This window comes from Lentilactobacillus sp. (assembly GCF_040773105.1).
GTDB lineage: Bacteria > Bacillota > Bacilli > Lactobacillales > Lactobacillaceae > Lentilactobacillus > Lentilactobacillus parabuchneri.
The window spans coordinates 1-10,880 of the sequence record NZ_JAXGWW010000057.1; the positions used below are offsets into that span (position 1 = coordinate 1).

The 10,880-nt window shown below is 43.2% G+C and carries 14 protein-coding genes and 1 other annotated feature; all 14 genes read right to left on the minus strand.

The window, feature by feature from the left end:
• The coding region (locus tag AB3112_RS04595) for an SPFH domain-containing protein (protein WP_367334035.1) at window positions 1-503 on the minus strand (503 nt) is incomplete at its 3' end.
• 64 nt (window positions 504-567) lie between these two features.
• A complete protein-coding gene (locus AB3112_RS04600) occupies window positions 568-1,398 on the minus strand; it encodes a MetQ/NlpA family ABC transporter substrate-binding protein (RefSeq protein ID WP_084972682.1) in 831 nt (276 codons plus the stop codon).
• Window positions 1,399-1,423: 25 nt separating this feature from the next.
• Entirely contained in the window at window positions 1,424-2,119 is a 696-nt protein-coding gene (locus AB3112_RS04605; protein ID WP_057909322.1) for a methionine ABC transporter permease, read from the minus strand.
• The gene (locus AB3112_RS04610) at window positions 2,112-3,146 is read right to left on the minus strand and encodes a methionine ABC transporter ATP-binding protein (protein ID WP_084972683.1); all 1,035 of its coding nucleotides are present in this window, start codon (window positions 3,144-3,146) and stop codon (window positions 2,112-2,114) included. Before AB3112_RS04610 ends, AB3112_RS04605 begins: the two co-directional genes overlap by 8 nt.
• A 61-nt stretch (window positions 3,147-3,207) precedes the next feature.
• Window positions 3,208-3,443: a binding site (T-box leader), on the minus strand.
• A 51-nt stretch (window positions 3,444-3,494) separates the two neighbouring features.
• Complete coding sequence (locus AB3112_RS04615; protein WP_057909324.1) at window positions 3,495-3,788, minus strand: glycine cleavage system protein H; 294 nt, start codon at window positions 3,786-3,788, stop codon at window positions 3,495-3,497.
• Between the two features lie 15 nt (window positions 3,789-3,803).
• The gene (locus tag AB3112_RS04620) at window positions 3,804-5,006 is read right to left on the minus strand and encodes an FtsW/RodA/SpoVE family cell cycle protein (RefSeq protein WP_057909325.1); all 1,203 of its coding nucleotides are present in this window, start codon (window positions 5,004-5,006) and stop codon (window positions 3,804-3,806) included.
• Between the two features lie 30 nt (window positions 5,007-5,036).
• Complete coding sequence (locus tag AB3112_RS04625; protein WP_057909326.1) at window positions 5,037-5,261, minus strand: DUF2969 domain-containing protein; 225 nt, start codon at window positions 5,259-5,261, stop codon at window positions 5,037-5,039.
• 21 nt (window positions 5,262-5,282) lie between these two features.
• Window positions 5,283-5,558, minus strand: a complete 276-nt coding sequence (gene yidD / locus AB3112_RS04630) for a membrane protein insertion efficiency factor YidD (RefSeq protein ID WP_057909327.1) — start codon at window positions 5,556-5,558, stop codon at window positions 5,283-5,285.
• An 11-nt stretch (window positions 5,559-5,569) separates the two neighbouring features.
• On the minus strand, window positions 5,570-6,580 hold the full coding sequence (locus AB3112_RS04635; protein WP_057909328.1) for a rod shape-determining protein: 1,011 nt from the start codon (window positions 6,578-6,580) through the stop codon (window positions 5,570-5,572).
• 123 nt (window positions 6,581-6,703) lie between these two features.
• A complete protein-coding gene (gene murA / locus AB3112_RS04640) occupies window positions 6,704-8,014 on the minus strand; it encodes a UDP-N-acetylglucosamine 1-carboxyvinyltransferase (RefSeq protein ID WP_084972684.1) in 1,311 nt (436 codons plus the stop codon).
• A 16-nt stretch (window positions 8,015-8,030) separates the two neighbouring features.
• A complete protein-coding gene (locus AB3112_RS04645) occupies window positions 8,031-8,261 on the minus strand; it encodes a DUF1146 family protein (protein WP_084972685.1) in 231 nt (76 codons plus the stop codon).
• Between the two features lie 360 nt (window positions 8,262-8,621).
• Window positions 8,622-9,038 carry a F0F1 ATP synthase subunit epsilon gene (locus tag AB3112_RS04650; RefSeq protein WP_057909331.1) on the minus strand — a complete coding sequence of 139 codons (417 nt, stop codon included), beginning with the start codon at window positions 9,036-9,038 and terminating at the stop codon, window positions 8,622-8,624.
• Window positions 9,039-9,051: 13 nt separating this feature from the next.
• Window positions 9,052-10,485, minus strand: coding sequence for a F0F1 ATP synthase subunit beta (gene atpD / locus AB3112_RS04655; RefSeq protein ID WP_171031883.1), 1,434 nt, complete (start codon window positions 10,483-10,485; stop codon window positions 9,052-9,054).
• A 29-nt stretch (window positions 10,486-10,514) separates the two neighbouring features.
• A partial coding sequence (locus AB3112_RS04660; protein WP_367334036.1) for a F0F1 ATP synthase subunit gamma occupies window positions 10,515-10,880 on the minus strand: 366 nt, incomplete at its 5' end.

A 10,880-nucleotide genomic window follows, 5' to 3' on the forward strand; every position in this document is an offset into this window, starting at 1 on the left:
GAATCATCAAAACTATCGTAAGGATACTGACTGGCAATGTGTCGGATTGCCGATTCACTTTGAATTTCGACAAATTGTTCGTAGTCCTCAACACTAAAAATAGCTTTGGCCGAGTCAACGACTTTATAAACAATAACCGCAGCAATCTCTACAGGATTTCCTTTAGAATCATTCACTTTAATAATCGAGCTGTTAAAATTTCGAACTCGCAGTGAAATTGTCTGCTTATTCGTCAAAGGCACAGTCATGTAAAGCCCGGAATTACGAATGGTCCCGATGTATCGGCCGAAGAACGTCAATACCTTGGCTTCATTTGGTTGAATGATCGTCAACGAACTGGCAAACAACAGGGCCAAAATGATAATAATTGCCCCAATAATGATCGCGCCCATTGACCCATTTTGACTGCCAATCCACAGCAGATACCCCCCAAGTCCCAGAAGGACCAAGGTTGCAATCAACCCCAGATAGCCATTGACGTGAAAAACACTTTTCTCTTTCAAAAAAAACCGCCCCCTATAACTTAATAACTATCTTAAGTATATAGCGGACGGCACATAATTGATATTACTTAACATTCTTTTCTGGAAGAACAGCACCCTTGTAGTGATGTAAAATCCATTTTTGTGTACTGGTTGATTGAAGCGCTTTGACCAACTTCTTGATGGCTGGCTTCTTCTGATCACCCTTACGTGTGGCAATGATGTTAACGTAAGGCGAATCTCGTTTCTCAATCGCAATTGACTGCTTGATTGGGTTTAAACCGGCACCAACGGCGTAGTTGGCGTTAATCACAACAGCATCACCCTCACCGTTTTTGTAGATGGTTGGCAAAAGCTTTGGTTCGTAACTATGCTTGAACTTTAAGTGACGAGGATTTGAGGCAATATCACTGAAGTTGGCAGACGTAATGTCAATCCCCTTCTTAAGTGTGATCAACCCGGCATCCTTGAAGATTTGCAAAATTCGGCCATAGTCAGGAACATTGCTGCTGACGATGATCGTAGCACCTTTCTTGAGATCTTGGAGCTTCTTAACTTTCTTTGAGAAGACGGCGATTGGTTCCAAATGAACGCCACCGGCATTTACTAAAGTACCGTGGTTTTGCTTGTTCCAAAGCTTTAAGAATGGAATGTGTTGGAAGTAGTTGGCATCCAGTTCACCGTTTGCCAAAGCCTTGTTAGGCATCGTGTAGTCTTGGAACGTGGTGATTTTGAGGTTAACGCCCTCTTTTTTAAGCTGCGGGGCAACGTGACGCAAAATTTGTGCGTGAGGAACGGCAGAGGCACCAATTTTTAAAGTCGTCATTTTTTTGCTGGAACTTGACGATGAGGAGCACCCAACTAACAAAAATGCCGTGAAGACAACTGCGAATAAACTCAATAATTTTTTCTTCATGTGAAACCCTCCAAGTAATAATGTATTATAGTGTTCGCTTATCGGTGATCTTAACGAAAATATCGCCAACAAACTGAACGATGAAAACAAATAAACAGATAATCACGGTAGCGACCAGGGTCACCGTGTTATTGCTGGCCTGAAACCCATCTTGATAGGCGAGGTTTCCAAGTCCACCAGCCCCAATCGCACCGGCCATTGCAGTATACCCAATTAACGAAATGGTGGTGACGGTTGCACCGGCAATTAACGCTGGCTTACTCTCAGGAATCAAGACCTTGGTGATGACGCCCCAGGTCGTTGCCCCCATTGACTCGGCTGCTTCAAGAACTCCGGCATCCACTTCACGGAAATAAGATTCAACCATCCGTGCGTAAAATGGCGCTGCAGAAATGATTAATGATGGCAAAGCGGCCCGTGGTCCAATGATTGTTCCGGCCAGCTTCATGGTAATCGGCAATAACAAGATAATCAAAATGATAAACGGAATTGATCGGAAAATGTTAACAAACAAACCCACAATCCAATTTAAAACTTTATAGCCGATTCCCGGTTTATTGCGGGTCTCATATAAAATTAAGCCAAGAATAATGCCTAGAATCACGATCACAATCATTGAAACCAGCGTCATCCAAACCGTTTCCCAAGTCGCCGACATCATCGATCCCCAATCAACATTATGGAATTGAAAGTAAGATTTGAATCCAGTTGTACTACCCATGATGAATCACCTCCGTTTCAACGCGTAATTTTTTAAGATAAGCCAAGGCATCATTAATTTGACTCTCTGCCCCAACAAATTGGAGATCCAATGACCCAAGTGCCCCCTCCTGTGTTTGATGAATCGCACCGGAAATGATGCTGACCGTCAAATCAGGGAAGTTCTTTACGACATCTGAGACAATTGGCAACTCCGCTTGAGGACCATGAAAGACGAGTCGGATAATTTGGCCGTCCGGATACTTTTTGACCAATTCATCAAGCGTCATGGTGTTGTCACTTTGTTGTGGTGTGAATTCCTCACTGACAAATTTCTTGGTAATGTCTTGTTGTGGGTGACGGAAGACTTCAAACACCGATCCGGTTTCAACAACTCGACCACTATCCATGACCGCAACTCGTTCACAGACCTTAGCAATGGCGTGCATTTCATGCGTAATTAAGAGAATGGTCAGGTTCATTTCCTTGTTAATTTTTAGGAGGAGGTCCAGAACTTCATTAGTCGTATCCGGATCCAATGCACTGGTAGCTTCATCAGATATCAGGATAGTCGGTTCGTTTGCCAAGGCTCTGGCGATGCCGACACGCTGCTTTTGGCCACCGGAAAGTTCGGATGGGTACGAGTGCTCGCGGCCTTCCAGTCCAACCAGCTTAATCAGTTCTTCGGCCCGTTTGAGGCGTTTACCCTTGGGCACTTTAGCAATTTCCAAGGGTAACGCAATGTTGTCAAGAACGGTTCTCGACCATAACAGGTTGAAATGTTGGAAGATCATGCCGATCTTTTGCCGTTGCTTCCTGAGCTGATGGCCATGCAGCTTGGATACGTCCGTTCCGTTAATATCAATTTCGCCGGTGGTTGGCGCTTCCAAGCCATCTAACATCCGCACCAGCGTACTTTTACCGGCTCCGGAATATCCGACAATTCCGAAAATCTCACCATCGTTAATGTCAATATTCACGTCGTTTACGGCTGTCAGACCGCCATCTTTGGTGCTGTATTGCTTGGACACGTTTTTAAATCGAATCAAATTGTTCACCCCTTAAGTATAAAAAAAGCTTTTCGCCTATCTGTAAATCGCTTAGGACTTACAAAAGGACGAAAAGCTTCGCGGTACCACCTTTATTCACCATCATCTCTCAACAATGGCCTTATCGAGTATTGTCATACTCAACGAAATAATGGTCGTTACCCATTACCGGCTTACCAAAGCTCACCGATACATTTTTAATCAAGACCATCTTCGAAAATCGTTGCTGACCCGCTCTCACCATGCCGGGCTCTCTTGACAGCTTCTAATTATCTACTCATCTTGTAATTTTTTCTTCATCAAACTATTAGATAGTCTACCTAAAATTCACTTAACCGTCAAGAACTTTTACTTTTGAATTTTAGCGATCCATGAAGTTGCTTTGTCACTGCCATTCAAAATTGAAGGGTCATTGACGGCTGCAGTATTAACTTCAGTCACTTTTCCAGCAACTGGGCTTGGAATATCTGAAACGGCTTTGTCAGCTTCAACGTTTAATAACGTATCGCTTGTACTTAATTCAGCACCAACTTTGGGAAGTGAAACAAATGTGATGTTTCCTAATTCCTTTTTGCCATCGTCAGTTAAACCAATTGTCACAACACCATTATCTTCTTCAGTCCAATAATATTTTGTATCCATCATTATTCCACCTTTTTATGAAAATTCTTTGTCTTCACCAAACATATAACTCTTATTATGATACTGCATCGACATAATTAATCCAATCCCAATCATGTTTCCAATTAAGGCCGATCCCCCGGCACTTACAAATGGTAATGGAATACCGGTCAATGGTAATAGCCCGATACTCATCCCAACATTTTCAAACACGTGGAATAAAATCATCATGATGACACCAGTGGAGATATATGCGTAAAAGACATTTCTAGTATCGAATGTAACCTTTATCATTTGATAAATCAACAGAAAATACAACAAAATTAAAATACAACTACCAACGAAACCAAAATTCTCACCAATAACGGAGAAAATCATGTCTGATTCCCGAACTGGTACGTACACGTGTGACTGATTAAACCCAGTCCCAAAAATGCCACCGGATCCAATGGCTTTCATACTTTGCCAAAGCTGATATCCCTGGTTTGACGTATCCGATGACGGATGCAGCCAGGTATCAACCCGGGCAAATTGATAGGCTTGGAACCCAAATTTTTCCAGCAGATGCCGCCCCGACTCGGGAATAACCAGGGCTAAGACCGTCCCCGCTAAGCCAAAAATCGTAATCGCTGACGGCAGGATGATTTTCCATGTGACACCGGAAACAATAATCAAGCCACCTAAGATAGCAAAGAACACCAACATTGTTCCGAAGTCATTTTGAAGCTTCAGCAGCACCGCAATCGGCAACGTCCACAACAACATTTTCCCAATCAGCAAGAAATCACTTCTCACTGTTCGAATTGGGTAATTATCATTGTGTGAGACAATTACCCGCCCCATCATCAAGATATAGGCAGGTTTCATGACTTCAGACGGCTGAAACGTTAAACCGAAAAGTGAAAACCAGCTTTTGGCACCGGTGTTAACGTAATAGGCTCGACTATACAAAACCAAAACGCTGGCCAAAAGGGCAATGCCAAGCCAATAAGTAATTGGTGCCACTTTCCACAGCTGTTCGGAATCAAACTGCATGATAATCACCACAGCAACAATTCCGATCACGTACCATACTAATTGAGAAACAACCTGTTTCAAGACGCTGGTTGCACTGGAGTCGTGGGTTGCAGCGACGTAAATCGACGCCAACCCGATCAGTGCCAACATCAAGACACAGAAAATAATTCCCCAGTCTATCCGAGATTCGTCATCCTTAGAGGTTCTTCGACTGGTATCCAAATTAGACCCTCCTCATTCAAGATCGCCAAATTAATGGTGAAGATGAAAATCCTTTATTAACTGTGTCACACCCTCATCGAAAGTTTTGACATGAAACGCTTCGTCATGGGTGTTAACAGCTTCAAACTTATCCTCGCTCAATTGTTTAATTGAACCGATCATTTTTTTACTGATAAACAATTCGGAGATCGCATCTCCATTTGAATCCGTTCGATCTTTAATTTCAACGTTAATACTTTTATTTGCTTTACTCATCATATTCTCCTTGTTCAAAGATCATTTCAGGTGCATGGATTGACGATAATCGTCCCGTGCTTCCTTATTCCTAAAAATTGTGAAGTGATCAGGAACCGGATCATAGCCGCCCTTAACAAACGGGTGGCAACGAAGGATCCGAGCGATGCCCATAATGGCTCCCTTAAACGCGCCATGCTTATTTAAAGCCGTTACCATATAAGTACTGCAAGTTGGGTAATAACGGCACGTGGGCGGAAATAAGGGCGAAATAAACCGCTGATAACCATGAACAAGACCAATCAGAATTTTTTTCACTTTGACTCCTGTTATTTTTGTTCCTTAGCTTTCAATTTAGGGTTCTTAATATAGTGCTCCAACAAAATCCCGGCACCTTTGGCAACGTTATCCAATGGATTTTCGGAAATAATCACTGGAACTGTTAGTGCGTCCGCAATCACAGTATCAATATTTCGAAGTAGGGCCCCACCACCGGTGAGCATAATCCCACGATCAACAATATCTGATGCTAACTCAGGTGGAATCACTTCCAAGACTTCTTTTGCACCACTGATAATCAACTGAATCGTGTCATTAATCGCCTCGGCAATTTCATTGCTGTCAATCGTAATGGCTCTTGGCATTCCGGAAACGGCATCACGGCCACGAACTTCCATCGTTTTAACGTCGGTATCATCCTTCTTGGCAGTTCCAATTTCGATCTTAATCTTTTCGGCAGAATGTTCACCAATAATCAAGTTGTGCTTTTGCTTGATATAAGTGGCAATCTCACTATTCATCTTGTCTCCGGCAACTCGAATTGACTTGCTGGCAACAATATCGCCTAGCGAAATAATGGCGATATCACTAGTCCCACCACCCATATCAATGACCATATTACCACGTGGCTGGAAGATATCCATTCCAGCACCAACTGCGGCAACTTTTGGCTCTTCCTCAAGATAAACCTGTCCACCGCCGGCTTTTTCAGCGGCCTGCATAATGGCATTTCGTTCAATCTCAGTAACGTTGGTCGGTGCACAGATCATGATCTTTGGCTTGGACATGAATCCTTTAACATCCAACTTATTGATGAAGTATGTCAGCATTTCTTCAGTAATATCAAAGTCTGAAATAACCCCATCCTTCAATGGGCGAATGGCGCGAATGTTGCTTGGCGTTCTTCCGACCATCCGGTATGCTTCGGAGCCAACGGCCAAAACCTTGCCAGTTCTGGTGTCGACTGCAACAACTGATGGTTCGTTTAATACTATTCCTTTCCCGGCAACGTAAATGAGTACGTTGGCAGTTCCTAAATCGATTCCAATGTCTTTTGCCATCTGTGTACTTCCTCCTGAAAAACTTTAATCTCAAAAAATAATTATAACACATAAAAGTTGCGTTTCTAATAAGACTGAAGACAATAAAAGGTTGAGATCAATTACGATCCCAACCCCTTTTTTCTAAGAACGATTTTTAAGTGATTGATTCAAAACGATCGAATCATCTTCAATATTAACACGTTTAATTTCGGCACCTAAGCTGGCCAACTTCTTATGGAAGTCGTGGTACCCACGATCCAAATATTGTAAGTTGGTGACGGTGGTGTAGCCGCTGGCTGCCAAGCCGGCAATGACCAGTGATGCAGCAGCTCGTAAATCAGTTGCAGCAACTTCAGCCCCATTAAAATCTGTTGGGCCATCCATCACAACCGTCCGACCGGAAATCGTATACTTCGCATTCATCCGACGAAGCTCTTCCATGTGCATAAAGCGATTTTCAAAGACGGTCTCAGTCATCGAACTACTACCTTCCGCCGTTAGCTGCAAAATCGTCATCTGTGGCTGCATGTCGGTTGGAAAGCCTGGATGAGGCATTGTCTTAACGTCAACCGGCTTGAGATTGTCATGGCCGATGACACGAATGCCGTCGTCACTTTCGTCAATGGTGACACCCATCTCACGCATTTTGAGAATCAATGGTTTGTTGTGCTCTGGAATTGCGCCATCAATGAAGACATCACCTCGAGTGACTGCCGCAGCAATCATGAACGTTCCCGCCTCAATTCGATCTTGAACAACTGCATGATCGGTCCCGTGAAGTTCAGGAACGCCTTGAACACGGATTTGTTCAGTTCCAGCGCCAACAACTTTAGCACCCATCTTGTTCAAGACGTTTGCCAAGTCAACGATTTCAGGTTCCCGGGCGGCATTTTGAATCACCGTGCGGCCCTTTGCCAAAGTTGCTGCCATCATAATATTTTGGGTAGCACCGACACTTGGGAAGTCCAAATAAATCTCAGCACCATGCAATCCCTCGGGAGCATTTGCCTCAACATAGCCATCATGCTGCTCAATCGTTGCACCCAATGCTTCAAAACCCTTTAAATGAAGGTCGATTGGTCGAGAACCAATCGCACATCCACCAGGCAATGCAACCTTAGCACGCCCTAAACGCGCCAATAGTGGCCCCATGACAACGATTGAAGCACGCATCTTGGACACGTACTCAAACGGCGCTTCACTGGACAGATCCGTTGAAGCATCAAAGGTAATTTCGTTTTGATCTTCGTTAAAATCAACTTTCACGTTCAAGAAACGCAATACCTTATTCATGGTATATACGTCAGACAACAAAGGAACGTTTGAGATGACTGTCTTTCCTTCACCTGCAAGAATTGCAGCTGCTTGAATCGGTAAAACAGCATTCTTAGCCCCGTCAATATGTACTGTCCCCCGAAGTGGATTTCCACCATGTACAATAATTTTTTCCACAAGAACGCCTCCTACATCACTTAATTAAATACATTAAATTTTGAATATTAAATATTACAGAGAGGAAAAATGAACTGCAGCCGTACCCAATCGCAACTGAAACAAGTACGATTAACAATTTCCCCGGCATATCCCGCAATGGGATATAACGCTCGATGTGGATTTCCTGAACACTCCAAAACGCCATAGCGATAAACAAAAAGTATGTAATCAATGTAATTAGCGCCTGAATGCCAATTGAATTCATTTGAGTCTCCCCCAATTCATTGACAACTATATCATAAAGACGCGAACTTGTCCCAACTTTTCGGTTTGTTTTTTTGAAATATAAGTCTTACTCGCTATATAACAGAAGATTATCATTCATCCACAGTAATAAAAAAAACGGAAAACAACCCATAAAACGCAAACATAAATATTTGGTTCACAAACAAGATAACGAAATTTTACCTTGAATCCGTCGTGAATTCAAGAATTAGAACTCAAACTAAGTCGAGAAACGCTACAGCTATGTCTTGGGTGCAAAAAAAAGCTGCAGCTCGATTAAATTCAAGCAGCAGCTTTTGATCTATCATATTTAGTTTCCGAAATTCCAATCAGTAACGGATTATTTTCCGGCAACGTTAATTCGATTGATCGCACGACGAAGGGCAACTTGAGCACGGTCAAGCGCAGCTTTATCCTGTCGTTGACGGGCTTCTTCAATACGCTGTTGCGCATTTTTCTTTGCCTTTTCAGCACGTGCAATGTCAATGTCATTTTGAGTTTCGGCACTATCAGCAACGATTGTTGCAACATTGTTTGAGAATTCGAGAAAGCCGCCGTTGACAGCAATATCGTCTTCCTTGTCGTCGTATTTGACTCGCGTCTCATCAACGTCAAGTGTCGCAATAATCGGAACGTGATTTGCCATAATTCCTAGTTGTCCCGACTGTGTTGAAACAACTATCATACTAGCAGTATGCTCGTAAACTTTTCCATCGGGAGTCACGATACTAACGGTAATAACTGAATTATCAGCCAATTAGAATCCCTCCTTAGTTTGCGGCACTCTGCTCTTCAGTTTGTGTTTCCTGCTTCATCTTCTTGGCGTTCTCAATAACATCCTCGATTGGTCCGCAGTTACGGAAGGCATCTTCTGGAATGTCATCATACTTACCTTCAAGAATTTCTTTGAAGCCTTTAACAGTGTCTTGAACGGACACATACTTACCAGGTAAGCCGGTAAACTGTTCGGCAACAGAGAAACTTTGAGATAAGAAGAACTGAATTCGACGAGCACGGTTAACAATCGTCTTTTCCTCGTCTGACAATTCATCCATACCAAGAATTGAAATAATATCTTGTAGTTCACGATATCGTTGCAGCACATGCTGAACTTGGGTCGCAACCTCGTAATGTTCCTCACCAACAATGGCAGGATCCAGCGCTGAAGACGTTGAAGCCAACGGATCAACGGCTGGATAGATACCTTGTTGCGTTAATGAACGTTCCAAGTTGGTTGTGGCATCCAAATGGGCAAATGTTGTGGCAGGAGCAGGGTCGGTATAATCATCGGCAGGCACATAAACGGCCTGGATCGATGTAATGGCACCCTTCTTGGTTGACGTGATTCGTTCCTGAAGTTGACCCATTTCAGTAGCCAATGTTGGCTGATAACCAACGGCTGATGGAATTCGGCCAAGCAAAGCAGAAACTTCTGAACCAGCCTGAGTGAATCGGAAGATGTTATCGATAAACAGCAAAACATCTTGGCCTTCACGGTCACGGAAGTATTCCGCAATCGTTAAACCAGTTAAGGCAACACGCATACGTGCACCAGGAGGCTCGTTCATCTGACCATAAACCATGGCCGTCTTTTCAAGAACTCCTGAACCTTTCATTTCGAAGTACATATCGTTACCTTCACGAGTTCGCTCACCAACACCGGTAAATACAGAAATACCATTGTGTCCTTGGGCGATGTTGTGAATTAGCTCCTGAATCAAAACGGTTTTACCAACTCCGGCACCACCGAACAATCCAACTTTACCACCACGAGTGTATGGTTCCAGTAAATCAATCACTTTGATTCCTGTTTCCAGGATTTCAGTTGATGGATTCAATTCATCATACTTTGGAGCTTCGCGGTGAATTGGCCAACGCTCTGCGTCTGGGCCAAATTCTGGGCCGCCATCAATTGGATCTCCGAGAACGTTGAATACTCGGCCAAGAGTATCTTTACCAACAGGCACACTAATGGATGATTCGGTATTTTCAACGTCCATACCTCGACGAAGACCGTCAGTTCCATCCATCGCAATAGTCCGAACAACGCCGTCACCCAAATCAAGGGCAACTTCGACAACAAGATCCTTGTCGTCGCTTTCGTGAATAACTAAAGCTGTGTTAATTTCTGGTAATTTATCGTTCAAGGAGAATTCAACGTCGACAACTGGTCCAATAACTTGTATAACTTTACCAGTACTCATGTTAGTTAATTCCTCCATTCAAATCTTTTCTATTGACTAAGAGCCTCTTGACCACCAGTAATTTCGGTAATTTCAGTCGTAATTGCGGCCTGACGAGCACGGTTATACTGCAATTCCAATGAAGAAATCAAGTCATCAGCATTATCAGATGCCGACTTCATTGCAGTTGAACTCGAGGCATGTTCTGAAGTCTTAGCGTCAAGGATTGCACCATAGACCAAGCTTTCAGAATATTGAGGCAAAATAACATTCAAAACTTCTTTTTCCGATGGTTCAACGTCATATTCGGCACTCATTGGTTTAACTTCGATATCTTGACTGGCAGCTGATGCAATTGCTTCGTCATCAATGGGAAGCATCTTTTCAGCCCGAAATCTTGATATCAATCGGTTAAC